The organism is Klebsiella huaxiensis (genome assembly GCF_003261575.2).
GTDB classification, from domain to species: Bacteria; Pseudomonadota; Gammaproteobacteria; order Enterobacterales; family Enterobacteriaceae; genus Klebsiella; species Klebsiella huaxiensis.
This window is the reverse complement of the sequence record NZ_CP036175.1, coordinates 3,107,001-3,132,719: the sequence shown is the minus strand read 5'-3', so window position 1 is coordinate 3,132,719 and position 25,719 is coordinate 3,107,001. Positions and strand designations below refer to the sequence as shown.

26 protein-coding genes are annotated in these 25,719 nt (G+C 54.5%); 18 read left to right on the top strand and 8 right to left on the bottom strand.

Annotated elements, in window-relative coordinates; genetic code table 11:
* Nucleotides 1-20: 20 nt before the first annotated feature.
* The gene (ansP, locus tag DA718_RS15110; protein WP_112216842.1) at nt 21-1,481 is read right to left on the bottom strand and encodes an L-asparagine permease; all 1,461 of its coding nucleotides are present in this window, start codon (nt 1,479-1,481) and stop codon (nt 21-23) included.
* A gap of 269 nt (nt 1,482-1,750) precedes the next feature.
* Here ansP and DA718_RS15105 point away from each other — a divergent pair, with 269 nt between their 5' ends.
* Nucleotides 1,751-2,281 (top strand): AAA family ATPase, encoded by a 531-nt coding sequence (locus DA718_RS15105; protein WP_112216877.1) that lies wholly within the window; start codon nt 1,751-1,753, stop codon nt 2,279-2,281.
* Between the two features lie 62 nt (nt 2,282-2,343).
* Here DA718_RS15105 and DA718_RS15100 read toward each other — a convergent pair whose 3' ends face one another.
* Complete coding sequence (locus DA718_RS15100; protein ID WP_112216841.1) at nt 2,344-2,883, bottom strand: RNA 2'-phosphotransferase; 540 nt, start codon at nt 2,881-2,883, stop codon at nt 2,344-2,346.
* 193 nt (nt 2,884-3,076) lie between these two features.
* Between DA718_RS15100 and glsB the strand changes: the two genes are divergently transcribed.
* From glsB to DA718_RS15070, 6 genes are all read left to right on the top strand, one after another.
* Nucleotides 3,077-4,003: a glutaminase B gene (glsB, locus tag DA718_RS15095; RefSeq protein WP_112216840.1), complete on the top strand. Its 927-nt coding sequence runs from the start codon at nt 3,077-3,079 to the stop codon at nt 4,001-4,003.
* Entirely contained in the window at nt 4,003-4,371 is a 369-nt protein-coding gene (locus tag DA718_RS15090; protein ID WP_112216839.1) for a DUF4186 domain-containing protein, read from the top strand. Before glsB ends, DA718_RS15090 begins: the two co-directional genes overlap by 1 nt.
* A gap of 113 nt (nt 4,372-4,484) precedes the next feature.
* Nucleotides 4,485-5,909 carry a GGDEF domain-containing protein gene (locus tag DA718_RS15085; RefSeq protein ID WP_167492770.1) on the top strand — a complete coding sequence of 475 codons (1,425 nt, stop codon included), beginning with the start codon at nt 4,485-4,487 and terminating at the stop codon, nt 5,907-5,909.
* A 78-nt stretch (nt 5,910-5,987) separates the two neighbouring features.
* On the top strand, nt 5,988-6,515 hold the full coding sequence (locus tag DA718_RS15080) for a GNAT family N-acetyltransferase (RefSeq protein WP_112216837.1): 528 nt from the start codon (nt 5,988-5,990) through the stop codon (nt 6,513-6,515).
* A 114-nt stretch (nt 6,516-6,629) separates the two neighbouring features.
* Complete coding sequence (locus DA718_RS15075) at nt 6,630-8,081, top strand: tagaturonate reductase (protein ID WP_112216836.1); 1,452 nt, start codon at nt 6,630-6,632, stop codon at nt 8,079-8,081.
* A gap of 312 nt (nt 8,082-8,393) precedes the next feature.
* Complete coding sequence (locus DA718_RS15070) at nt 8,394-8,834, top strand: GNAT family N-acetyltransferase (RefSeq protein WP_112216835.1); 441 nt, start codon at nt 8,394-8,396, stop codon at nt 8,832-8,834.
* Nucleotides 8,835-9,052: 218 nt separating this feature from the next.
* Here DA718_RS15070 and tam read toward each other — a convergent pair whose 3' ends face one another.
* Nucleotides 9,053-9,811, bottom strand: a complete 759-nt coding sequence (tam, locus tag DA718_RS15060; protein ID WP_112216834.1) for a trans-aconitate 2-methyltransferase — start codon at nt 9,809-9,811, stop codon at nt 9,053-9,055.
* Nucleotides 9,812-10,032: 221 nt separating this feature from the next.
* On the opposite strand from tam, the gene DA718_RS15055 reads away from it, so the two are divergent.
* Entirely contained in the window at nt 10,033-10,827 is a 795-nt protein-coding gene (locus tag DA718_RS15055; protein ID WP_112216833.1) for an MBL fold metallo-hydrolase, read from the top strand.
* A 376-nt stretch (nt 10,828-11,203) separates the two neighbouring features.
* Nucleotides 11,204-11,901, top strand: a protein-coding gene (locus tag DA718_RS15050) for an IS1-like element IS1A family transposase (protein ID WP_227015939.1) whose coding sequence is annotated in 2 segments (ribosomal slippage) — nt 11,204-11,453 and nt 11,453-11,901 — 699 coding nt in all. Because the reading frame shifts where the segments join, the coding sequence is not laid out codon by codon here.
* Between the two features lie 26 nt (nt 11,902-11,927).
* On the opposite strand, the gene DA718_RS30580 is transcribed toward DA718_RS15050, so the two are convergent.
* Nucleotides 11,928-12,080, bottom strand: a complete 153-nt coding sequence (locus tag DA718_RS30580; protein ID WP_193555337.1) for a hypothetical protein — start codon at nt 12,078-12,080, stop codon at nt 11,928-11,930.
* Between the two features lie 252 nt (nt 12,081-12,332).
* On the opposite strand from DA718_RS30580, the gene DA718_RS15040 reads away from it, so the two are divergent.
* Genes DA718_RS15040 through DA718_RS15025 form a run of 4 tightly spaced genes read left to right on the top strand, consistent with a single transcriptional unit; the run spans nt 12,333 to nt 18,547 of the window.
* Nucleotides 12,333-12,704 (top strand): copper-binding protein, encoded by a 372-nt coding sequence (locus DA718_RS15040; protein WP_227015938.1) that lies wholly within the window; start codon nt 12,333-12,335, stop codon nt 12,702-12,704.
* 13 nt (nt 12,705-12,717) lie between these two features.
* Nucleotides 12,718-13,965: a TolC family protein gene (locus DA718_RS15035; RefSeq protein WP_112215017.1), complete on the top strand. Its 1,248-nt coding sequence runs from the start codon at nt 12,718-12,720 to the stop codon at nt 13,963-13,965.
* Complete coding sequence (locus DA718_RS15030; RefSeq protein ID WP_112215016.1) at nt 13,965-15,437, top strand: efflux RND transporter periplasmic adaptor subunit; 1,473 nt, start codon at nt 13,965-13,967, stop codon at nt 15,435-15,437. Before DA718_RS15035 ends, DA718_RS15030 begins: the two co-directional genes overlap by 1 nt.
* A complete protein-coding gene (locus DA718_RS15025) occupies nt 15,434-18,547 on the top strand; it encodes an efflux RND transporter permease subunit (protein ID WP_112215015.1) in 3,114 nt (1,037 codons plus the stop codon). The genes DA718_RS15030 and DA718_RS15025 overlap by 4 nt, the downstream gene beginning before the upstream one ends.
* 36 nt (nt 18,548-18,583) lie before the next feature.
* On the opposite strand, the gene DA718_RS15020 is transcribed toward DA718_RS15025, so the two are convergent.
* Both DA718_RS15020 and DA718_RS15015 read right to left on the bottom strand, forming a co-directional pair.
* The gene (locus DA718_RS15020) at nt 18,584-18,874 is read right to left on the bottom strand and encodes a hypothetical protein (RefSeq protein ID WP_110274731.1); all 291 of its coding nucleotides are present in this window, start codon (nt 18,872-18,874) and stop codon (nt 18,584-18,586) included.
* Nucleotides 18,875-19,068: 194 nt separating this feature from the next.
* Nucleotides 19,069-20,259 (bottom strand): MFS transporter, encoded by a 1,191-nt coding sequence (locus DA718_RS15015; protein ID WP_110274730.1) that lies wholly within the window; start codon nt 20,257-20,259, stop codon nt 19,069-19,071.
* 195 nt (nt 20,260-20,454) lie between these two features.
* Between DA718_RS15015 and DA718_RS15010 the strand changes: the two genes are divergently transcribed.
* Together DA718_RS15010 and DA718_RS15005 are read left to right on the top strand one after the other, a co-directional pair.
* On the top strand, nt 20,455-20,901 hold the full coding sequence (locus DA718_RS15010) for a VOC family protein (protein WP_110274729.1): 447 nt from the start codon (nt 20,455-20,457) through the stop codon (nt 20,899-20,901).
* Between the two features lie 8 nt (nt 20,902-20,909).
* A complete protein-coding gene (locus DA718_RS15005) occupies nt 20,910-21,128 on the top strand; it encodes a DUF7661 family protein (protein WP_112215014.1) in 219 nt (72 codons plus the stop codon).
* A gap of 15 nt (nt 21,129-21,143) precedes the next feature.
* On the opposite strand, the gene DA718_RS15000 is transcribed toward DA718_RS15005, so the two are convergent.
* A complete protein-coding gene (locus tag DA718_RS15000; RefSeq protein WP_112215013.1) occupies nt 21,144-21,533 on the bottom strand; it encodes a VOC family protein in 390 nt (129 codons plus the stop codon).
* Between the two features lie 178 nt (nt 21,534-21,711).
* On the opposite strand from DA718_RS15000, the gene DA718_RS14995 reads away from it, so the two are divergent.
* A complete protein-coding gene (locus DA718_RS14995; RefSeq protein ID WP_112215012.1) occupies nt 21,712-22,332 on the top strand; it encodes a LysE family translocator in 621 nt (206 codons plus the stop codon).
* A gap of 220 nt (nt 22,333-22,552) precedes the next feature.
* The gene (locus DA718_RS14990; RefSeq protein ID WP_112215011.1) at nt 22,553-23,740 is read left to right on the top strand and encodes a YbfB/YjiJ family MFS transporter; all 1,188 of its coding nucleotides are present in this window, start codon (nt 22,553-22,555) and stop codon (nt 23,738-23,740) included.
* Here DA718_RS14990 and DA718_RS14985 read toward each other — a convergent pair.
* Entirely contained in the window at nt 23,723-24,559 is an 837-nt protein-coding gene (locus DA718_RS14985) for a LysR family transcriptional regulator (protein ID WP_112215010.1), read from the bottom strand. The genes DA718_RS14990 and DA718_RS14985 overlap by 18 nt on opposite strands.
* Nucleotides 24,560-24,651: 92 nt before the next feature.
* On the opposite strand from DA718_RS14985, the gene DA718_RS14980 reads away from it, so the two are divergent.
* Entirely contained in the window at nt 24,652-25,701 is a 1,050-nt protein-coding gene (locus DA718_RS14980; RefSeq protein WP_112215009.1) for an NAD(P)H-dependent flavin oxidoreductase, read from the top strand.
* Nucleotides 25,702-25,719 lie beyond the last annotated feature (18 nt).

Below are 25,719 nucleotides of genomic sequence, written 5' to 3'. Positions count from 1 at the left end.
GGGCAAACCGCAAAAGTGATTTACAGCTGTTTTTCGATATTCGGCGCGGTGCTATGAATATCGTGTACGCGTTTACGCACGCCAAACCAGCCGGCTACCAGCAGCACGGCAATCAGCGGAATCGAACCGATGGTATAAGTGCCATTCGGATAGTCGAAAGCCATTAACACCAGCACGCTCAGCAGGAACAGCAGGGTCAGCCAGGAAGTGAAGGGCGCACCCGGCATCTTGAAGCTGACGTCCGCCGCTTTCCCTTCCTTGATGGCCTTACGTAGGCGCATTTGACACACCACGATAAAGCCCCACGAAGCGATAATCCCCAGCGAAGCAACGTTCAGGACAATCTCGAATACCTGCGAAGGCACCAGATAGTTGAGGAATACCCCGACCACGTAGACCGCCAGCGTCGCCAGAATCCCGGCGTAAGGCACATGATGACGGCTCATTTTCGACATAAATTGCGGTGCGGAACCGCCCATCGACATGGAGCGCAGAATACGCCCGGTGCAGTAGAGCCCGGAGTTCAGGCTGGAGAGCGCGGCGGTTAACACCACGATATTCATTACGCTGCCGATATACGGCACGCCCAGCTTTGAGAAAAAGGTGACGAACGGACTCTGCCCGGCCTGATAGGCGTTCCATGGCAGCAGCAAAACCAGCAGCAGTACCGAACCCACGTAGAACAGACCGATGCGCCAGATAACGCTATTAATCGCGCGCGGTACCATGGTCTGCGGGTCTTTGCACTCGCCTGCGGCGGTACCAACCAGCTCGATAGAAGCGAAGGCAAAGACTACGCCCTGCACCAGCACCAGTGCGGGCAGCAGGCCGTGTGGGAACAGGCCGCCGTTATCGGTAATCAGATGGAAGCCGGTGGCGTTGCCGTCCAGCGGCTTGCCGCTGCCGAGGAAAATCGTCCCGACCACCAGAAACGCCACGATCGCCAGCACTTTTATCAGCGCGAACCAGAACTCCATCTCGGCGAACCATTTCACCCCGATCATGTTCATGGTGCCGACAATCGCCAGCGCGCCAAGGGCAAAGACCCACTGCGGAACGTCGCCAAACGCGCCCCAGTAGTGCATGTACAGCGCGACGGCGGTGATATCGACAATCCCGGTCATCGCCCAGTTGATAAAGTACATCCAGCCCGCCACATAGGCCGCCTTTTCGCCGAGGAATTCACGAGCGTAGGAGACGAAGCTGCCGCTGGAAGGGCGGTGGAGCACCAGTTCGCCCAGCGCACGTAAAATAAAGAACGAGAACAGGCCGCAGACCAGATAAACCAGTGCCAGCGCGGGCCCGGCCATCTGTAAGCGCGCACCTGCACCGAGGAATAAACCGGTACCGATGGCACCGCCGATGGCGATCATCTGCACCTGTCGGTTGCCCATTGCCTTGTGATAACCGGACTCTTGCGAGTTCAGCCAGTGGCGTTTTGCAGCATGCTGCTCCGCCACAGTAGTGTGTTTCGTATTCATTGATATTGCTATTTTCCTGTCAATGTCCATGAGTGGTTCGTGATGCAGGCCCTCTCATCATTCTGGTGAATGAGATAAGCCAACATGGCGGAGAATCCTACACGCATCACAAAATGGACGCACGCAAAACATTCGCGGGCAGCACTTACTTAAATATCAAGGAGATCGGTTATTTTCTGACGGCAGGAGAATGGTCAGATAATTTTGCTCATTGCTTGCGACGTTATTGCGCTATTATTCTCAGCCCGCGTTTTGCCCGAGAGACAACGATGAAAATCAACGTAGTAGGGACCAGTGGCGTCGGCAAATCTACCCTCGCGCGTCGGCTGGCTCAGGAACTGTCACTGCCTTATATCGAAATGGATGTACTTTACTGGCGGCCGGAGTGGCAAGGGACGCCGGATGATGAGTTTTACGCCAAACTTGCTGCTGCTCTCGACGCGCCCGGCTGGGTGCTGGACGGTAACTACAACCGCAGCCGTCCGGTGAAATGGCGTGAGGTTGATTTGGTGGTGTGGGTGGATTACAGCTTCTGGCGCACCTTCCGCCAGGCGGTATGGCGCGCGGCCTCTCGTGCAAGCCGCCGACAGGAGCTGTGGCCCGGCACCGGCAATTGCGAAACCTTCCGCCGCTCCTTTTTTAGTCGGGAATCCATTATCCTCTGGACGCTAAAAACCTGGCGTAATAATCGCCAGCGCTATCTGGCGGATATGCAGGATCCACAATATCAACATATTCGCTTTGTGCGTTTGCGCAACCAGCAGCAGACCGAGGCGTTAGTCCGCGAGCTTCAACAGTAATGCCGGACGTGAACCAGGAGTAGCCCGGACAGGCGCGCCGCGCCGCCTCCGGGATTGTCTTATCACTCAATAAACTTCGCGGGCACCGCCGCTGTTAACCAAACGCCATTCTCCGCCTGATAAAACTCAATGTTCTGCTCATACATCGATAAGGCATTAATTTTCAGCACCACGGGCTTACCGTAACGTTTTCCCACCGCAGCCGCGGTTGTTTCGTTGTCGGACAGATGCACATATTGTCTGGCACCGGGAATCAACCCCTGCTCACGGATCGCATCAACAAATCGCGTTGCGGTCCCATGAAATAAAAACTCAGGCGGCGTTGTTGCAATAAACGTGATATCAACCTGTCGGGAAGAGTGCCCCTGAACCGCGCGGATGCGTTGACCATCGGCTGAAATGGCAAAACGCTTTTTATCGTTGTTTTCAACAACTGATTGAATGAGCTGCCTGTCGAGCTGCACGCGTTCTCTGGTCGCGCAGGCAATCAATGTGTCGATATCCGCCCAGCCTTCGTTATCCAGTATCAGTCCGATGGCTTCAGGCTGATGGCGTAAGACATAACTTAAAAATTTACTCACTTCTGTATGTGATTTGCTCATTAAATTTAACCCTTGCTTCCTTGTTGAGGGGGAATGATTAACGTGTTTTATATTACTTGTAACTTTGACCAATGGTTTTTTTATCCGCGATGAGCCATAACGTGCGGCCAGAAGAGGCTGAAAGAGGCTGTTTCTTCGCTCCTTGTGCGCCTATAATTGCAGCCCGAATTTTGATGTTGGCAAGGAGCCGCGTGTGGCGACAGTAATCAATAACGCAATGCTCGATGCCATTTTGGCTGAAGTCAGGCCGCTGATTGGGCGCGGCAAGGTGGCGGATTATATTCCGGCGCTGGCCAGCGTCAGCGGCGACAAGCTTGGCGTTGCTATCTGTACGGTGGATGGTCAACACTACAGCGCTGGTGATGCTCACGAGCGTTTCTCTATCCAATCTATCTCGAAAGTGCTGAGCCTGGTAGTAGCAATGAACCACTATCAGGAAGAGGAGATCTGGCAGCGAGTGGGCAAAGACCCTTCCGGGCAGCCATTTAACTCGCTGTTGCAGCTGGAAATCGAACAGGGTAAACCGCGCAATCCATTTATTAATGCCGGGGCGCTGGTGGTCTGCGATATGCTGCAAAGCCGTCTTAGCGCACCGCGTCAGAGAATGCTGGAAATCGTCCGTCGCCTGAGCGGCGTGAGCGATATTGCCTATGATCCGGTGGTGGCCCGTTCCGAATTTGACCACTCGGCGCGTAACGCCGCCATCGCGTGGCTGATGAAATCGTTTGGCAACTTTCATAACGATGTTGCGACGGTGCTGCAAAATTACTTTCATTACTGCTCGCTGGAGATGAGCTGTGTCGAACTGGCGCGCACGTTCTTGTTACTTGCCGATAGTGGCATTGCTCCGCACCTTACGTCGCCGGTTATTGCACCGATTCAATCACGCCAGGTCAATGCGCTGATGATGACCAGCGGCATGTACCAGAACGCGGGTGAATTCGCCTGGCGAGTTGGTTTACCGGCGAAATCCGGCGTTGGCGGAGGGATTGTGGCTATCGTCCCGCAGGAGATGGCGATTGCGGTGTGGAGCCCGGAGCTTGACGAAGCCGGGAACTCGCTGGCCGGTATCGCTTTACTGGAAAAACTCACCCAAAAACTGGGGAGGTCGGTGTTCTGATGGTGCCAATCGACACTCTATTTTCTCGCCTTCAGCGTTCCACTTTTCGCTCACGGTTTCGCCTTGGCGTCAGGGAGCGGCAGTATTGCTATGATAAAGGGGCGGACGTTATCGACCAGCACGCCGCTGATTTTATCGGCAAGCGGTTGGCTCCTGCTGAAATACCTAACGATGGTAAACAAACTCCAATGCGCGGGCATCCGGTGTTTATTGCGCAACACGCCACCGCTACCTGCTGTCGCGGGTGTCTGGAAAAGTGGCATGCCATCCCGCAAGGACGGAGACTTAGCGAGCAAGAGCAGCGCTATGTGGTGCAGGTCATTCACCACTGGCTGGTCATCCAGATGAATTCTCCCGACCAACGCTAACTTTAATTCATCAGGCGTCAGTGTATGCCTGATAATTATTCTCATGATATGATGCCGTGCTAACTAATTATTAACATAATAATTGCCTGAAACAATTAGACGGATAATCATGAATGTCTCCACTGTCGATTCGGTCATTCACGCTGTTTCGTGAGGAACAACCCGTGCGCGATGCGCTGGTCTTGTTCACGTTAACGCTACTGCTGCATTTCTTTGGCGCGATGCTGCGCCTGGTTCAGGAACTGTCCTTCTTTTGGCCGCTAAACGCGGTAATGGCGGGTATTTTTGCACGTTATATTTGGCTAAATCGCAGTTATTTTTACGCCGTCTGTTTTGCTGCCATGCTGGTTTATGACGGTTTAACTTCGCGCTGGGGAATGGGCTTTGCTTCCTTCCTGATTAATTTCTCCAATATTGTCTTTATTGTTACCCTTGCTCAGTTGATTCTGTGGGATAAACGGCGAACGGATTCAATGCCTGGCCCGATTAACGCGCTGAGTCTGTTTTGCTATTGTCTGCTGGCGGCGTTGTTGTGTGCCGCCGTGGGTGCGCTGGGTTCGGTGGATGTTGAACGCGCCACCTTTATTCCCCAACTGGCGGACTGGTTTAGCGAGCAGTTTTCTACTGCCGTGCTGATTCTACCGTTTGTTTTGACACTGACGCTGCCCTCGGCATTTGGCCGTTTTCGCTTGCGTCAACTGCTGCCGACTATTGCCCTGGTGTTGTCGATTATTCTCGGCGTCGCCGTTGGCGGGGCGGGAAGCATTACTTTTCCGCTACCGGCGCTGATTTGGTGTGCCATTCGGTACCCCTTGCCGCTAACCTGTCTGCTGACCTTTATTACCGGAATTAGCGAAATTTTGCTGGTGGCCAACTCGCTGATCCATCTCTCGCACGATGCCCGGATGCAGCCCTGGCAGCTCTTCTCGACCCGGCTTGGCATAGCGGCAATGCTGATTAGCCCGATTATTGTCGCCTCCAGCGTCGAGGCGATTAATAACTTGATGAAACAGCTGGCGCTGCGTGCTGATTTTGATTTCCAGACGCGCGTTTATTCCCGTTCCGGTTTAAGCGAGGCGCTGAAACGTCAGCCATTATCATCCGAAAATCTATTAACGGTCATGGTGCTGGATATCGACGGCTTTAAACAGGTCAATGATCGCTGGGGGCATGAGTGCGGTGATTGCGTGCTTGCCCAGTTTGCACAACAGGTGCGGCTGCTGGCGGGTGAACAGGGCATGGTGGCGCGTATTGGCGGCGAAGAGTTCGCGGTCGCGGCGATAACGGCCTCAGAGCAGGAAGGTCAAATACTGGCGGAGAAAATTCGCCAGGGCATCGAATCGCAAACCTTTACCTGGGGTCAAAGCCATATCAAGCTGACTATCAGTATGGGAATGGAGAGCCGCCAGCTCGGAACTGCGCGGGTGAACGATCTTTTTAATCAGTTATTAATGAATGCTGATGATTATATGATTCGGGCGAAAAAAGCTGGGCGTAACCGGATCTGTACGGAAAAGCTGGCTGAAAGCACGCTATAAGAAAACGCGATGATAAATATTGTTGTGTTAAATATACGTTAAAAACATAGTGGTGTGGTCGATTTCAAGGAGTTACTTATGACCACATCCTTTTCTCTACGCACGCTGTCGCGTGACGATATTCTCGAACACCTTTCTCAATTAACCGACATCCTCGTCAGTTGCGTCAATGGCGGGGCGTCGGTGAGCTTTATGCAGCCCTTTAATCCGCAAACCGCGACGGCATTCTGGCAGAAAATGGCGCAGAGCGTTGCCGCCGGGGAGCGTACCATCCTCGCGGCGGTAGATGCACAGCAGCGGTTGGTCGGTACAGTACAGCTAATCACCGACCAACCGGAAAACCAACCCCACCGTGCCGACGTCGCCAAACTTCTGGTTCACCAAAATGCACGTCGACAGGGGCTGGCTAACGCACTGATGAACCAGCTGGAAGAGATTGCACGTGAGCAGGGTAAGAGCGTTCTGGTGCTGGATACGGCGACGGGTAGTGGCGCAGAAAACTTTTATCTTCAATGCGGTTGGGAAAAAGCCGGGGAAATTCCGCGCTATGCGCTGATGCCGGACGGAGAGCTGACCGCGACATCTCTGTTCTATAAATTTCTGTAATAAATTTGATATTGCATACAGCTTTGATCAAAACAGGGTTTCACTCGTGTAAAAACCTGATAACTTATTGGACCAATTACTCAGGTTGTATGACTACTCTATGAGGGAACCCTTGTGAAAACATTAAATCGTCGCGATTTCCCGGGCGCGCAGTACCCTGAACGTATCATCCAGTTTGGCGAAGGCAACTTTCTGCGCGCGTTTATCGACTGGCAGATCGATCTGCTGAACGAGCAGACCGACCTGAATTCCGGGGTGGTGATCGTGCGTCCGATTGAGAGTTCATTCCCGCCGTCGCTCAGCACTCAGGATGGTCTCTATACCACGATCATTCGTGGCCTGAATGAGAAGGGCGAAGCGGTCAGCGATGCAAGGTTGATTCGTTCTGTAAACCGGGAAATCAGCGCCTATGCGGATTACGATGAGTTGCTGCGTCTGGCGCATAACCCTGATATGCGGTTTGTGTTTTCCAATACCACTGAAGCGGGCATCAGCTACCACGCAGGCGATCGTTTCGATGATGCGCCTGCGGTCAGCTATCCGGCGAAGTTGACCCGCCTGCTGTTTGAGCGCTACAGCCATTTCTCCGGTGCGGCGGATAAAGGTTGGGTCATCATCCCTTGTGAACTGATTGATTATAACGGCGAAGCGCTACGTGAACTGGTGCTGCGCTACGCGCAGGAGTGGGCGCTGCCGCAAGCGTTCCTGACCTGGCTGGATGAGGCTAACGCTTTCTGTTCTACCTTGGTGGACCGCATTGTTACCGGCTATCCGCGTGATGAAGCGGCGCAGATTGAAGAGCAACTGGGCTATAAAGATGGTTTCCTTGACACCGCAGAGCACTTCTATCTGTTTGTGATTCAGGGACCAAAATCCCTGGCCGCGGAGCTGCGCCTCGACAAGTTGGCGCTTAACGTACTGATCGTTGACGATATTAAACCGTATAAAGAGCGCAAAGTCGCCATTCTTAACGGTGCGCACACTGCGCTGGTGCCGGTCGCTTTCCAGGCTGGCCTGGATACCGTTGGTGAGGCGATGAATGACACTGAAATCTGTTCTTTCGTCGAGAAGGCGATTTATGAAGAGATTATTCCGGTTCTCGACCTGCCGCGTGATGAGCTGGAATCTTTCGCCAGCGCGGTAACCGGGCGCTTCCGTAACCCGTATATCAAGCACCAGCTTCTGTCTATCGCCCTTAACGGGATGACCAAATACCGCACCCGCATTTTGCCACAGCTGCTGGCGGGGCAGACGAAAGGTGGCAAGCTCCCGGCACGTCTGACTTTTGCACTGGCGGCGCTGATCGCGTTTTACCGCGGTGAGCGAAACGGCGAGAGCTATCCGGTGCAGGATGACGCTGAATGGATGGAAAGCTATCAGGCGCTGTGGGCCCAGCATCGTGATGCGCAAATCAGCACTGGTGAACTGGTGAACGCGGTACTGTCCGTTGAATCCCACTGGGAGCAGGATCTGACTAAAGTTTCTGGCCTGGTAGAGCAGGTTACGCAGGATCTGGATGCTATTCTGCGCGATGGCATGCGTGCGGCGGTTAAACCGCTGTGCTGATGTTCTGAAGCAGGCACGCTGGATTTTTCAGGCCGGGTAAGGCGACAGCCGCCACCCGGCGATTATCCAGGCACAATGCCTGAAGCTGACTTGTTATCGATCTCAACCCGGCTACCGCCGGGTTAGTTTTGCGCTTAAATTAGTTACAACATACTTTTATTTTTTTCTTTAAAGCAGGTTTGCAACATCGTGCAATCTTTGCCTGGCAGACAAACTAAAGGCAATTAAGAGAAAAGGATGAATTGTGCCCCAGGCGCTTGAAGAAATTATCTGTCCGGAAAATAATGGCTTATCCGTTTAAGGGGAAATGCGATGGTCATTGAGATTCGCGAAACAGGTCCGCAGGACAAAGCGCAGTGGTTACAGCTGTGGGAAGGTTACACCAAATTTTACGGCAGCCCGCAGCCGCAGGACGTCACTGAATACACCTGGCAGCGCCTGCTTGATACCGCTTCGTCGCTGTTGGGCCGCGTTGCCGTGGTGGACGGGAAAGTGGTTGGGTTTGCGATTTGCGTGCTCCACGAAGGAACATGGGTAAAAACCCCCATTTGTTATCTGGAAGATCTGTATGTTGACCCACAGGTACGCGGGCGCGGTATCGCCAGGACGCTAATGCAATCGCTGCAAGTGGAAGGCATAGAGAAAGGATGGTCGCGTCTTTACTGGCACACCCGCACTGATAATCCGGCCCGGCGTCTTTATGATGAATTTACGCCAGCTGATGACTATGTTCGCTACCGCATAACGCTCTAAAAGTCTGAGATTAAGAAGTTATTAAGATTTTACCTGTAAAACAGGTGAAAACGGCTCAGGAGAAGCAAAAATGGAAAAACGCATAGAGACAGTCGTCAATTTAATCATGTTTCTTTCGCTGTTGGCCACCGCATGGGACCTCTCCCTGGTGCATCACCTTTCCTGGTAAATCAGATGATACGGCGCTTGTTCCGGCGCCGTAGTCCCATTCTTATCGTTCAAGACGAGCGTCGCGCCACTATAAACAGACGAGGAAATAACAATAAAACCTTTCCGTTACACTGTAACGGATAATGCTCTCTGAGCCGTTCCAGATAACGCTCAAGAAACGCTTCGCGCTGCTGTTCATCCAGCGGTTGCAGAAACGGTCTAAGCCCTGTGGACTGCAACCAGTCAATAATGGCCTGATGTGAATCCAGAGGGTGGAAATAGGTCGTGCGCCAGATATCCACCTCGCAGCCGCTGGCGGTCAGAATATCGTAATACTCCTGCACGCTCGGCAGCGGATGACGTCCGCTGGCTGGATGCCCCAACTCGTTTGCTACCTGACGCATCAGGGTATGCGACGGTTCCTGCCAGTTATCAGGCATCTGCACCGCCAGCACGCCATTCGCCGCAAGATTACCCACCAGATGAGGAAATAGCCGTTGATGATCGGTTAGCCACTGCAGAGAAGCATTGGCGTAGATCACGTCCGCTGGGCGTTCGGGGCGAAACTCACCGATATCTGCGGCGACAAATCGGCAATTGGGCAGCGTCCGGGCGGCCTCTTCCAGCATCGCTGGTGAATTATCGATGCCAATAATCGTTGCCTCCGGCCAGGCGTCGCGTAACAGGGCGGTACTGTTGCCCGGTCCACAGCCTAAATCGATGGCCAGCGCTGCGGGGTGATGGGCGATACGGGCGAGAAGTTCAGCGGCGGGGCGCGTACGTTCCGCGCCAAATTTCAAATACAGTGAAGGGTTCCAGTCTGCCATAGTGCGCTCCGGTTGTGAGAAACTCGCCATCAGCATACACCCAAAATAATTCGAGTTGCTTGAAGGCGGCAATGATGCTCTGGCAACAAGCTTTTTAAATCGTTGACGTTTTTCAGTGACGCTGTCACCTTTTTATGCGCCGTGCTGAGCGATGCATCACGGTACTTTCAGTGGCTGCCAGGTAGACTACGCGCCGTGAAATAGTGGCTATCGGAAGGACAATGGCTCTAATAATTAAGGTGTTGCTTGAAAATCGACTCGGTGAGGGAAAGGACAAAACGCTGCGGGCGAAACCGGGTTTGAGCCTGCTTTTGCAAGATGAAACCAGCCGAGTCCTGTTTGATACCGGGCCTGACGGCAGTTTTTTACACAATGCCCAGCTTATGGGCGTTTCTTTAAAAGATTTAACTGCGACGGTGCTGTCGCATGGGCACTACGATCACTGCGGCGGCGTGCCGTGGCTACCGGATAACAGTCGTATTATCTGCCATCCGCAGATTGCGCAGCGGCGTTATTCTGCGCTATCGCTGGCCGGGCACCGCTGGAAAATTAAGAAACTATCGCGGGAAATCGACTATTCCCGCCACCGGATGGAGTATAACCGCGAGCCGTTGCGGATTAGTGAGCGGTTAACGTGGTCCGGTGAAATTGCCGTCGCCAGGCCAAAAGCTTACGGCGTACTTGATGGTCAGACACAGGATTATATTGCCGATGAAGGCGTGCTGATCTACCGCTCGACCCGAGGGCTGGTCATTATCTGCGGCTGCGGACATCGCGGATTGATCGATACCATCAGGCACTGCCAGAAGATAATGGGTGAACAGAAAATACACGCTGTAATCGGCGGTCTTCATCTGCGCAGCGCTTCCCCCTGGCTCATACGCCAGCTGAAACTGTTTTTGCAGGAGCAAAAGGTAGAAAAAATTATGGCGTGCCACTGCACCGGCTCATGGGGGCGATGGTGGCTTTCAGCGGACGCGGCCCCGGCAACTGGCGATACGTTAGTGCTGGAATAGCGGCTTAATTTATTACTGAATTACATACAAATAACATTTTTGTCATTTATTAAGTACATTATTTTCATCCCTATACACCTTCCCCCAGGGGGAAGGTCAAATCGTTATTTCACTATTTTGTGTAAATATATATAGAGAAACTTCATTCTGTTTAATGCCTGTTTTTCCTTCTGAAATATTATTTAATTCTGTCGGTGAGTATGATTTAATTCGTCAGTCGTCTTATTGTGAATATAACTATGATCCAGTCACTACAGGTATTATTTAAACAAGCAACCCGGCGCAGGCTACGTATCCGCGCTGGGCTTGTTATTGCCTGTTGGTGATGCTGCCAACTTACTGATTTAGTGTATGATGGTGTTTTTGAGGTGCTCCAGTGGCTTCTGTTTCTATCAGCTGTCCCTCCTGTTCAGCTACTGACGGGGTGGTGCGTAACGGCAGAAGCACCGCCGGACATCAGCGCTATCTCTGCTCTCACTGCCGTAAAACATGGCAACTGCAGTTCACTTACACCGCTTCTCAACCCGGTACGCACCAGAAAATCATTGATATGGCCATGAATGGCGTTGGATGCCGGGCAACTGCCCGCATTATGGGCGTTGGCCTCAACACGATTTTACGTCACTTAAAAAACTCAGGCCGCAGTCGGTAACCTCGCGCATACAGCCGGGCAGTGACGTCATCGTCTGCGCGGAAATGGACGAACAGTGGGGCTATGTCGGGGCTAAATCGCGCCAGCGCTGGCTGTTTTACGCGTATGACAGGCTCCGGAAGACGGTTGTTGCGCACGTATTCGGTGAACGCACTATGGCGACGCTGGGGCGTCTTATGAGCCTGCTGTCACCCTTTGACGTGGTGATATGGATGACGGATGGCTGGCCGCTGTATGAATCCCGCCTGAAGGGAAAGCTGCACGTAATCAGCAAGCGATATACGCAGCGAATTGAGCGGCATAACCTGAATCTGAGGCAGCACCTGGCACGGCTGGGACGGAAGTCGCTGTCGTTCTCAAAATCGGTGGAGCTGCATGACAAAGTCATCGGGCATTATCTGAACATAAAACACTATCAATAAGTTGGAGTCATTACCTTGCCTGTTGGTTACTGCTCAATCTTCAGCTCGCGGTCGCGGCGCATCATGGCGGCGGCCAACCATCGGTCGCGCCGGAAGTGCAGGTTCACCATATTGTTGATGGCATGATGAGTATGCCCGGTATGGAAAGCGCTGGTCAGAAAGTTATTTGCGAGAAACACTGTGACCCGGACACGGCTCAGCCTAATTCTTCAACTGCGCTACAGCTGAATGCTCTTCCCTCGGAGACCGCGCTGTTAGTGGTTTCCCCGCAACAGGAAAGTTGCGCTGAACGTATGGACTGGCATACGCCGCCGGTCACTGGCCCTCCGGCTGAAATACGCTTCTGCCGCTTCAGAGAATAAATCTCCGTTAAAAACATCCATCAGATCTGCCCGGTCTGCGGGCGACTTTATGTTTTTTTCGGAGATATTATGATGCGTTCTACTTCTATTTTTCTGCTTATTACCAGCGTTCTGACCTTTACCGCCGTCTCATTTCCCGCCAGCGCCGAAGACAGCGCCATGCATCACCACAATATGTCCACGATGACGGACATGTCGGATATGAATAAGCAGGATGATTCCGTTACGACTTATTCAGCAAATGGGCTGATTAAAGCCTGGCGCGATAATTCGGTATCCATTGCCCATTCGCCTGTTGCGCAACTGAACTGGCCCGCGATGACCATGAGCTTTGCGCTTGGCGAGTATCAGGGTGGAAAGTTAGCAGTGGGGCAGCGGGTTAATTTTTCCTTCCGTCAGACTGACTCCGGCTACGCGCTCGTTTCCATTACCGCGCAATAACTCCGGAGTCACTATGCACATCGTAAATAAGGCGGCCTTTGGGCTGCCGCTTCTGCTGTCGCTGATTTCAACTAACGGCTGGGCGACGACGCTGGCGGAGGCCCTGTCGGCTGCGCAGAGCTACTCCGCCGAGCTTTCCGCTAACGATCATCAGGTTAACGCATTAGAAAACATGGCGGACTCCGCCATGCAGCTCCCCGACCCAAAGCTGAAATTTGGCATTGAGAACGTCCCGTTGGGGGGTAACAACACCAGCCGCCTGACCCGTGAAGGTATGACCATGCAGCGGGTCGGTGTGATGCAGGACTACGTCAGCAGCACTAAGCGCGAGCGCAAAGCCGGCTCGATAACCGCCGAAGCGCGGCGAACCGCCGCCAACGCGGATGTGATTCGCGCGCGACTCCAACGGGAAACAGCTCAGGCATGGCTGGCGCTGGCGGTGGCGCAGAAATCGCTACGCTCAGTTCAGACATTGATCAGCGAAACTTCCCGGCAAATTGGCGTCCAGAAAGCGGGCGTCAGTAGCGATAGCGCCAGTCCCAGCAGCGTGCTGGACGTTCAACTGGCATTGAATGCGATGAAAAATGAGCAGGATAACGCGCGTCGCGATGTGCAGGTTGCTCAGGCGCGCTTGATGCAGCTCACCGGCAAGGATGTGCGCGATATCTCCGGCCCCCTGCCGCGCATCGAACGACTTCCGGCGGATGAAACCACCTTAATCGAGGGGGTTAAACTCCATCCGGAGCTGATCCAGGCCGCGCGAGAAGCCGATCTGGCAAAAGCTAAATCAGGGCAATCGGAGGTGGCGGCGATCCCCGACGTCGGCGTTGAAGTCTATTACGCCAGACGCGGGGATGATTACGACGACATGGTCGGAGTGATGTTCACCGTCGATATGCCTATTTTTCAGGGCAAACGTCAGGACAAAGACCACGCCGCCGATGTTTCGCGCGCCTTTGAGGCCAACGACCAGCTAACGCTATTGCTGCGAGAACACCAGGCGCAGCAGTATCAGCTGATCTCGCAATATAACGCGGCGAAAGCAATATACGACCGCCAGCAAAGCGAGGTGCTACCGCTGCTGCGCAAAAAAGTCAGCCTCGTGAATGCCCAGTATCGGGCTGGCAGCTCGGCGCTAAGCGAGCTGTTATCCGTGCGTCGCGATCTGCTGAGCGGCGAAATCGCCAGCAACAATGCCGAGAAAGCGCTCGCTGATGCGTGGGCTGCCATTCGCTACCTGATTCCGCAGGATGTTAAATAATGAAGCTTAAATCTGTTATTACCCTGGTGGCGCTGGCCGTCGCCCTTGCCGCTGCGGGCGGATACTGGCTGGGCGCACGAAAAGCCCCGACAATGGCCAACGGTGGAGAGGACGCTGCAGCAGGCCGCACAGTGCTGTACTGGTACGATCCGATGACCCCCGGCACGCGTTTTGATAAGCCGGGCAAATCGCCATTTATGGATATGGACCTGGTTCCGCGCTATGCCGATGAAGGTGAGGGCGATAATGCGGGCGGCGTGCAGATTAGCGCTCGCCAGCAGCAAAATCTCGGCGTGCGTACGGCAAAGGTTTCCCGTCAGGCGCTGGCGCTCAAACTCAACGCGTTTGGTACCGTTGCTATCGATGAACGCAGCGTTGAAACGGTTCCGGCGTTGGCTAATGGCCTGATTGAGAAGCTCTATGTCAACGCCGCGCAGCAGTTTGTGAAGAAGAACGAGGCGTTGGCCGAGCTGTGGATCCCGCAGTGGGCGGCAGCGCAGCAGGAGTATCTGGCGGTGAGGCAGCTTGGTGATAGCGGTCTCACCGCCGCCGCGCGCGGGCGCTTGCAGTTGCAGTTTATGCCGGAAGCGATTATTCGTAGCGTCGAGCGCAGCGGCAAACCGCAAACCCGCATGACCGTTCGCGCGCCAAACGCGGGTTACGTTAATAAACTTGATGTGCGAACTGGCGCGCAGGTGACGGCCACTCAGGCGCTGTTCGAACTGGCGAGCCTCGACCCGGTATGGATAGTGATTGATTACCCGGAAAACCAGGCCAGCCTGCTGCGTCTCGGTAGCCAGGTGACGGCGACCACCAGCAGTTGGCCCGGTCTGACCTTCCAGGGGAAAGTCAGCGAATTGCTGCCCGACCTCGAAGCCACCACCCGCACCCTGAAAGCGCGCGTGGTGCTGGAGAATCCGCAGCATCAACTGAAGCCGGGAATGTACTTAAACGTCCAGTTGGCTGAGGCGAATCAGAGTCGCGCCGTTCTGACCATCCCGGAAGAGGCGCTGATCGCCACCGGCACCAGCAACCGCGTGCTAGTCGCTGATGGCGAAGGGCATTTCCTTCCGGTTGAGGTCACCGCCGGACGCGCGCAGAACGGGCTGGTCGAGATCAAATCCGGCCTCGAAGAGGGTCAGCAGGTGGTCACCTCCGGCCAGTTCCTTATTGACTCCGAAGCCAGTCTGCGCAGCGCGCTGCCGCAAATCGCCGGGCAGGAGAACGCGGAAGCTAAAACGTACTCGACGCACGGCGTTATCAAAGTGCTAAGCGATGAATCGGCCACCATTGAGCATCAGCCGGTCCCGGAACTTAAGTGGCCAGCGATGACCATGGATTTCGCCATTACACCGCAGCAACGTCAGCAAATCCGCCTGGGCGAATCGGTGATGTTCAGCTTTTCCATGACCGACGACGGGGCGCGAGTCACCTCAATTATGCCGATGATCGGCGCTAAGGAGCAGCCATGATTGCCGCCGTTATCCGCTGGTCATTGCGCAACCGTCTGCTGGTACTGCTGGCGACGCTTATTATGGCTGCCTGGGGCGTCTGGTCGGTGCAGCAGGCACCGCTGGATGCGTTACCGGATCTCTCCGATACTCAGGTGATCATCCGCGTGAGCTATCCCGGCAAAGCGCCGCAAATTGTTGAAGACCAGGTCACTTATCCGCTGACCACCACCATGCTATCGGTACCAGGTGCAAAAACCGTACGCGGCTTTTCGATGTTCGGCGATTCCTACGTTTACGTGCTGTTTGATGACGGCACCGACCCGTACTGGGCTCGCTCCCGCGTGCTGGAGTATCTGAGCCAAATCCAGAGCAGCCTGCCGCCGGAAGCGAAAGCCTCGTTAGGGCCGGACGCCACCGGCGTCGGCTGGGTGTTTGAATACGTGCTCACCGATAAAAGCGGTAAGCACAGCCTCGGCGATCTGCGGGCGATTCAGGACTGGATCCTCAAATATGAGCTGAAAACCGTGCCGGATGTCTCAGAGGTCGCCAGCGTCGGCGGGATGGTGAAAGAGTACCAGGTGATCCTCAACCCTGACCGGCTGCGGGCGCTGAACGTGACACACGAGCAGGTGATTAGCGCCATTCAGAGCGCCAACCAGGAGGGAGGCGGCTCGGTGCTGGAGCTGGGCGAAGCTGAATATATGGTGCGCACTACCGGCTACCTGAAATCTATCGACGACTTTAATCAGGTGGTGATTGCCTCGCGCAACGGCGTGCCGGTGCTGCTTTCCGACGTTGCCAGCGTGCGCCGTGGCCCGGCGATTCGTCGCGGGGTTGCGGAACTCAACGGTGAAGGGGAAGTAGCGGGCGGGATTATCATCATGCGTTCGGGAAAAAATGCGCTGACCACCATTAACGCGGTGAAGGCTAAACTGGCGGAAGTCAAAAAAAGCCTGCCCGCTGGTGTGGAGATTGTCCCGGTGTACGACCGTTCGCAGCTGATTAAACATTCGGTTGAGACTCTGACCCATAAGCTTATCGAAGAGTTTATCGTCGTGGCGGTGGTCTGCTCGCTGTTCCTGTTCCACTTTCGCAGCGCCCTGGTGGCGATGATTACGCTGCCGCTAGGGATCCTCGGCGCGTTTATCGTCATGCACTATCAGGGCGTCAGCGCCAATATGATGTCGCTCGGCGGGATTGCGATTGCCATCGGGGCGATGGTGGATGCGGCAATCGTGATGATTGAAAATATGCATAAGGTGCTGGAGCAATGGCGGCACGATCATCCTGAGCGCCAGCCATCTTCAGATGATTACTGGAAAATTGCCCAGCAGGCGGCGTCAGAAGTGGGGCCAGCGCTGTTTTGCAGCCTACTGATCATCACCCTGTCCTTTATTCCGGTATTCACCCTTGAGGCGCAGGAAGGCAAGATGTTCTCGCCGCTGGCCTTCACTAAAACGTACTCGATGGCAGTGGCCGCCGGGCTGGGGATCACCCTGGTGCCGGTGCTGATGGGCTATTTTATTCGCGGCAAAATCCCCGATGAGACCTCTAATCCGCTCAACCGCTGGCTGATTCGCGCCTATGAACCGCTGCTGGATAAAGTGCTACAGTGGCCAAAAGCGACGCTGGGTGCCGCCGGTCTGCTGCTGGTTGCCACGCTGTGGCCGCTGGCGCAGCTTGGCAGCGAATTCTTGCCGCAAATTGATGAGGGCGATCTGCTGTATATGCCGTCCACGTTGCCGGGGATCTCCAGCCGCGAAGCCGGACGCCTGCTACAACAAACCGATCGCCTGATTAAAACCATTCCTGAGGTGCAAAGCGTGTTTGGCAAAGCTGGTCGTGCCGATAGCGCCACCGACCCGGCGCCGCTGACGATGCTGGAAACCACCATTCAGTTCAAGCCAAAAAGCGAATGGCGGCCAGGTATGACCATGGATAAGCTCATCAGCGAACTCGACAATACGGTGAAAGTGCCGGGGATTGCCAACGTCTGGGTACCGCCGATTCGCAACCGCCTGGATATGCTGGCAACTGGGATTAAAAGCCCGGTCGGTATTAAAGTGAACGGCAACAACCTGGCGGAAATTGAAAAAACCGCTGAGGAGATCGAGCGCATCGTGCGCAACGTGCCGGGGGTGACGTCGGCACTGGCTGAGCGTCTTGACGGTGGACGCTATATTGACATCAAGATCGACCGGGTAAAAGCGGCCCGCTATGGCGTGTCGGTGAAGGAACTACAATCGGTGGTCGCCAGCGTAGTGGGCGGCGATAACATTGGCGAGACCATCGAAGGGCGCGAACGTTATCCGATAAGCGTGCGCTATCCGCGTGAAATGCGCGACTCGCTGCAAAAGCTGCGCGATCTGCCGGTAGTGACCAGCAGCGGGGCGCAGGTGACTCTGTCCGAGTTGGCGGATATCGCCATCACCGACGGCCCGCCGATGCTAAAAAGCGAAAACGCCCGCCTGTCGGACTGGATCTACGTCGATATTCGCGACCGCGATCTGAAATCCGCCGTTGACGAAATGCAGAGTGAAGTCAGCAAGCAGGTTAAATTGCCGGAAGGGATCTCGCTGACCTGGTCCGGGCAGTATGAATACCTGGAGCGGGCCACTGAAAAGCTGAAAATCGTGCTGCCGTTTACCCTGATGATCATCTTCGTGCTGCTTTACGTTACCTTCAGCAAGGTTAAAGACGCGCTGTTGATAATGGGTACCCTGCCGTTTTCGCTGATTGGCGGCGTCTGGTTGCTGTGGCTGCTGGGCTATAACCTGTCGGTGGCCGCCGCCGTTGGCTTTATTGCGCTAGCGGGCGTCGCGGCGGAGTTTGGGGTGATTATGGTGCTCTATTTAAATCAGGCGATCGCCAAACGGCGTGAGCAACTGGATGATCGGACCCTCAACGAAGCGATTCATGAAGGGGCGGTGCTGCGCGTGCGCCCGAAAGTGATGACCGTAGCGACGATTATGGCCGGGTTGCTGCCGATTATGTGGGGGGGAGGGACCGGCTCAGAGGTGATGCAGCGTATTGCCGCACCGATGATCGGTGGGATGATCACCGCGCCGCTGCTGTCGATGCTGGTGATCCCGGCAGTCTACCTGCTGACACACCGTAAAAAGCGCTAATCGTTAAACACCCGGGCCAGACGGCCCGGGTGGGAATCAGTCAGCGTTTTTAAGGTCTTCCGCACGTTTGGCGGTAGCGTAGACAAAATCCAGCATCGGTTCGAGGTCGGTGTCATAGCCAGCCTGAATGATTTTGCCGCGAAGCCATTCGATCTCACTGGCAATATCCGAGTGGAATATATTGTTGTCCTGGGCTTTGCGTAGCCATTTCAGCAGGAAGTTATTCTTCCCGCGAACGCCGCCCGATTTCTTTGAATTTGCGTGTATTTTCAGCGCAACCAGAATGCAGTAATAGAAATGAACGCGCTGATTAAAACTTTGGTGCATGTCTTTTATTTCCCGCCAGAATCAGGTTGAGGACGGGCATGGACCTTAATCATGCGGTCTCTGATATCCACCCGTGCCACCATCGCGCCGCCAGCCGGACGCTGAGGCGATGGTGGCACGGAAGCCGAATAGCAGTCAAATATTGATTAGTTTTTTACCAGTCAACGCGAGAATCGCCGTCCGTAGAGTATTCCTCAAGTCCGCTGCAAATCAGCGCGTTGTCGTAGGTAAATTCGCAAAATCAATATAAACGCCAGCGCGACCACCACCGCAGCGAGCAAATAAATAGTGTCCAGATCGTAATAACCCGCCACCCATCCGGCAACCGGGCCGGTTAACCCCAGCGCCAGATCGAGAAATGCTGAATAGGTACCCAGGGCAGTTCCCTGGTTTTGCTCTTCGACCTGCTTCACCGCCTCAACCCCAAGCGCCGGGAAGACCAGAGAAAAACCTGAACCAGTGAGGAATGCGCCGATTCCGGCAATCCACGCAGAAGGGGCATACCAGATGATCAGCAGGCCCAGACACTCCACCACAAAACAGGCTAACGATACCGGCACGCCGCCATAGCGGGTAATCATGTTGCCCAACACCAGGCGGATGCAGATAAAGCCGACGCTGAACAGGGAAAGGGTAAACGCCGCGCCTTGCCAGCTATGGGCGGAAAAGTAGAGCGTAATAAAGGTCGCAATAACTCCGAAACCCACGGTGCTCAGCGCCAACCCCATCCCGTAGGGCCAGATTTTGCGCACCACCACATGAAACGGAGCCCGGATACCCGCCGTCACGCTGACGTCCTGCCGCGTGCGGGCGTAGAGCAGGCCAACCACTGCCACCAGAATCACCACGGCGGCAAATCCGCTGATGCCAAAATAGCCGTTAAGCATTACGCCCAGTGGGGCACCTACCGCCATCGCCACATAGGTCGCCACGCCGTTCCATGAAATAACTCGCGAAGTGTGGATCGCGCCAACGGTTTTAATCCCCCACAAGGTTGCGCCGGTGGCGGTGAAGCTCTCCCCGACGCCGAGGAAAATTCGGCCAATTAACAGCGCGGCAACGGCCAGCAGCGGAACGGATTGCAGGAGCACCGCGAGCAGCGTGAATAATCCGCTGAGCATGCAGCAAACAATCCCCAGGCTGACGACTTTTTTCGCTCCCCAGATATCGGTATAGCGACCAGCATGTGGGCGACTGACCAGAGTTGAAATGTACTGGAGGCTGATAACAACCCCGGCGATAAAGGTGCTATATCCCAACTGATAATGGATATAGCCGGGCAGCACGGCGAGCGGAAGGCCGATGGAGAGATAGCAGATACAGGTAAAGACAACGATTGAAATAATACGCAGATTAAGCTGAGTGGTGCTGACGGAAGTGGCCATAACGCTAAGTATTTAAAACCAAAGGGACGCTAAGCATAGCGCAGCGACGTCGGGAGTGACGGGCAGACTATGCGCTTTCTCAATGATTCAGGCAAACACACTAAAAATAGTAATGAGAGAAGAGGAATCTGGGAAAGCGGTGCGCAACAGAGTATAAAATTTGTTAATACATCACGGACAATGACAGGAGAGGGTATGGAATACGATTTAGTCGGTATGGATGTTCTGTTTGTCGCGGGCTTTGGGCCGATAACGCAACCAGCCGCCGCCAGCCACGAATTTTACCTCGGTGCGTTGGGGTTACCGTTAAAACCGATGCCCGGTAACGAAGAGTATCTGCTGACTGAGCATAACGCCCTCGGCGGAGTAAAGCATTTTGCCCTGTGGCCGCTGGCGCAGGCGGCGCGCTCCTGTTTTGACGCTGATGTCTGGCCAGACTACCTGCCGGTGCCGCAGGCCTGGATCGAGTTTGAAGTACGCGATATAGACTCCGCGACCGACGTGTTGAAAGCCAGAGGCTACCGTCTGCTGGTCGATAACCGCATGGAACCCTGGGGCCAGACCGTGACGCGACTGCTTAGCCCGGAAGGACTGCTGGCCGGGATTACCGTCACCCCGTGGCTGCGTGAGGGGAAAGAGTAGGGCCAATCATGCTGATTTATAACGTATTTGGTCGCCACATTGGCGTAAAACGCGAGGGTGAGCGCTGGTTAGTCTTTCGCGTCGATCTCAGCGAAGGCAAATATTCGCCGCTGCACGGGGTCATCATCCCGGATGACCTCACGGAAGCGGAAATTCCCGGCTGGCTAAGCGATATATTTCATGAGGCGGTGAGTCCGCGCTATCCTGACGTCCGTCTCGTGAAGTAGCGCCGTGTGGATTTGCTACCGCCAGCTTCTGTTATGCAGCACCACCCGATAGCCGTCGTGGTCGACAAAGGTTTTACCGTTCACATTCCAGTACGGATTAAACGCGCTGGCCTGCACAAAACCGGCGGCCAGCATGTTCTCACACTGCGCTTGCCATTCTGCAATTTTCGGGTAATAGAGCACCAGCAAATCTTCCTCGTTGGGCGTAGGCGTCACTGGATGGTGATGACAGAGGGTGAACTCAAGATGCCAGCCGAGACCATGGCGTCCGACCATCACCCCGCTAAAGCCATCATGATCGGAAAACTGGGCGATTTGCTTCAGTCCCAGTCCCTCGCAGTACATTTTGCTACTGGCGGCAAGATTGGTGACCGGTCTGGCAATACGCATTTGAACAAATGTCATGAGTACCTGTCTTGAAGATCGTTTGGTCGAATGACTCTATCTGCTTTTGCGTCCGGCATTTGTCGCGAAGAGCTTTTGTTCCATGTAATTTGTCAGTACTCAGTTTCGAGAATATGAAATTTATTTGATTGCTTCAGTAGGGGTGTTTGCCTAAAATTCTCGCTTTCGGAGAGACAAAATGTCCGTCGAAGATTCCCTTCTTGCTTACTCTTTCGCAGCACTCCTGCTAACTCTTACTCCTGGCCTTGATACGGCTCTGATCTTACGAACGTCCACTGTTGAAGGCGGTAAAAAAGCCTTACAGGCGGCATTGGGTATTGATACGGGGTGCTTTATCTGGGGCGCGGTGGTTGCTTTTGGTCTCGGGGCGTTGCTGACAGCATCGGCGCTGGCGTATGACCTGCTAAAGTGGTGTGGTGCCATTTATTTATGCTGGTTAGGTATTCAATTAATTCTCAGGCCACGCCGTCATTTTAATTGCCAGGAAATAGCGAGGACACCCGCCAGTAACTGGTTTTTAAAAGGAATGCTGGGCAATGTTCTTAACCCGAAGATGGGCATATTTTATGTATCTTTCCTGCCGCAATTTATTCCCGCAGGCCACTCTCCGGTGGGTTGGACATTTCTGCTGGTCGCCATTCATGTCCTGATCGGCACACTGTGGTCGTTAACCCTCATAATAGCCAGCCGTTATGCCGCTACTCTGTTGAAAACGCCACTGTTCGTTCAGTGGATGGATCGTGTTACCGGCGGCATTTTTATGTTGTTTGCCGCCAAACTGGCGCTAAGCCATCGCTAAATGATCCCGGACATGGATGTTCGGGGCTCACATCAGTTTTACGCCATATTTCGTCCCCCGACGAAGCATCTCCATACCTTTTACGTAAAGTCTCTCACCATGCAGGGCAACGAGCCTCTGCATGGAGTCACTTGCGCGTCGGGTTAACCGATATCATAATAAAAAGAGAATAATATTAAATTATAATTCTCTTAATGAGATTTAATTAAAGAGGTAACAGGTGAACGTTGGCGAAATCAGACCTGAGTTAAAGGCTTTTCTACTGGCGCTGGCCGGTTCAGTCGTACTGATCATTGGCATGGGCTACGGGCGTTTTGCCTATACCGGTATCCTGCCTTTGATGTTGAATGAGCAGATACTCTCACTGCGCGAAGGGAATCTTGCCGCTTCGGCAAACTACGCCGGTTATCTGGCGGGCGCGTTGCTGCTGGCGAAAGCCAGGCCTGCGGACGCGAGATGGTTAAGTCTGCTTTCCGCGTTGCTAACGCTGTTGTGCATGGCTTTGCTGGCGTTTTTGGTTTCTCCGCTGGCAATTATCGTGGTACGCGGTATTGCTGGATTGTTAAGCGCGGTCACGTTGATTGCCGCTTCGCTGTGGCTGCTACAGCATATGAAGCATCATAACGGCGCGCCGGTGCTTTTTTCCGGCGTCGGGATGGGGATATTTCTGTCGGCGGAATTTATCTCATTGGGCAAAGCACTTGCGCTTTCCAGCCAGCAAATCTGGTTGATATGTGCAATAAGCGCTGGCGTCCTGTTTGTGTTGGCTCTGCGCTTATTGCTGAGTCCGGCCGATTATCTTATCGCTTATAAACCTGCTGATAGCGCGCAACATGAGCAGGAAGAGGGGGGAGTCAGTGAAGCGTGGAAACTGCTGCTGATTTATGGCCTTGCCGGTTTTGGCTACATTATTACCGCCACCTATCTGCCGCTGTTTCTCAGCGGTTCGCTGAACGCCATCGATCCGGTGCAAATCTGGGCTATCTTCGGACTTGCGGCGGTTCCGTCATGTTTTGTCTGGCATCGGCTGGTGATTAAGTTTGGCTATCGCCGCGCGTTTACTGCAAATCTGCTGATTCAGGCGGTCGGCGTGATCCTTCCGGCGTGGAGTCATTCGTTACCGTTTTGCGTGTTGAGCGCGCTGCTCGTCGGTTTTACGTTTTTGGGGACGGTGACCATCGCGCTATCGCAGGGAAGGCGGCTGAACCATCTGGTGTCATTCAATATGGTTGCCGCGATGACCGCGACTTATGGCGTAGGGCAAATTATCGGCCCGCTGGTCGCCGAGGCGTTGTATAACCGCAGCGGATCGTTTAATCCTTCGCTGAGCGCGGCGGCATTTGCGCTCCTGGTCGCCGCTGCGCTGGTCGCGATGGGAGTCCGGCGGCAGTCAAATATCGGACGCTGATTCAAGGATCTGGCGCATATGTTCAAGGGCCGGTGAGGTATAGCCTTTGCGCCATATTAACTGAGTTAGCGCTTCGCCAACCGGGCGTATAATGCTGCCTTCTGGCAATTTCAGAGTATCAAGAACGCCCTGCGGCAGCAGGCAGGCATAGCCGCCGGAGGCGACGCAAGCAAGCATCGCGTGGTAGGAACCGACATCCTGGATTTCAACCTCTGCTTCCTCTGATTGCTTCAGAAAAGCTTCGCCTGCTGCCCGATAGGTACAGCCATCCGGGAAAGCCGCAAAGCGAAAACGTTGTCGGTCGGCGGGGAGCACCATGACCAGTTGTTCTTTAAAGACCGACTTGTACTCAAGGTCGTCCGGCGGGATAGCGCCTTGCGGCAGGCTCACCAGCGCACAATCGAGAGAAGCGTCAAGTACCTGCAGGATAAGCTGGCGGGTCGGCTGCGTTTTTAGCGTCAGCGTCACCTCCGGGCATTGGGTATGAAAGAGAGGGAGAAGCCGCGGCAGACGGCTGGCGGCGGTGGCATCCATCGCCCCCATGCGAAAATTCCCCCCCGGTGTGGCTGGATGCAGCGCCTGTTTGGCCTCTTCGGCGAGGCTGAGGATCTTCACGGCATAGCCCAAAAAATTCTCTCCGGCGGGCGACAGCAACATCTTCTTATTGCCGCGGGCAAAAAGTTCGACTCCCAGCTCTTCTTCCAGTTGGTGAATGCGGGTAGTGATATTGGACTGTGCCCGCCCCAGCAGCTTTGCTGCACGGGTGACGCTCTGTTCTTCCGCCACCGTTTTGAAAATCTGTAATGTGGTGTGGTTCATATTTTTGTTCTTAATTTGAAAATGATGTTGATATTATCATCTCTAAAAGAGATTTTGATTGCCTGAACGCACAAATTTTAACAGGGCACTCTATGAGCAACCGGCTTACGCAGCAGCTTGATATTGATTATCCCATTATTCAGGCCCCGATGGCGGGCGTGTCGACGCCGGAGCTGGCGGCGGCGGTCAGCGATGCCGGAGCACTCGGTTCGCTGGGCCTGGGATCGTCCTCGGTGGCGCAGGCGGAAGCGCTCATAAACCAGACCAGGCGCTTAACCACTCGCCCATTTAACGTCAATCTGTTTTGCCACGCCCCGGCGGTAAGAGACCCGCAGCGTGAAGCGCAGTGGATTGAGCGACTGGGTCCCGAATTTGCGCGCTTCGGCAGCGTTCCGCCGCAAACGCTGGCGGAAATTTATCTCAGTCTTCAACAGAATCCACAGATGACAGAGCTGCTGCTCGATCTTACCCCAGCGGTGGTGAGCTTCCATTTTGGTGTTCCGGATCGAGAAACACTTCGCCGGCTGCGTGAAAAGGGCATTGTTACCCTGGCGAGCGTCACCAGCGTTGAAGAAGCCCAACTGGTCTCAGCGCAGGGGATTGATATGGTTGTGGCTCAGGGCTACGAAGCCGGAGGTCATCGCGGTATTTTTGCCCCACAGGCTGCTGACGGACAGATGAGTACGTTTACCCTGGTTCAGGCGATTAAACAGCGGATTGACATTCCGCTTATCGCCGCAGGCGGCATTATGGACGGCGCTGGAATTAACAGCGTGATGAACCTTGGCGCTGAGGGCGCGCAGCTAGGAACGGCGTTCCTGCTGTGCCCGGAGTCAGCAGCAGATGCCGGTTACCGTGAGGCCATTAAAAGCAGCCCTGACGGGAAAACTGTTTTAACCTCGGCGATTTCCGGGCGTCCGGCGCGATGTGTGGTTAACGGCTGGCGCGAAATGAATGAGCCGCATGCTATCCCTGATTATCCGGTAGCTTATGATCTCGGGAAAGCGCTGGCCACGGCGGCCAAAGCTCATGGCGATCATCAGTACGGCGCGCATTGGGCAGGACAGGGCGTAAATCTTATTCGTGAGCTTCCGGCGGCTGAACTGATACGAACCCTGGTTAGGGAATGCGGTTTTCAATAGCGAAAACCGCATGTTCCG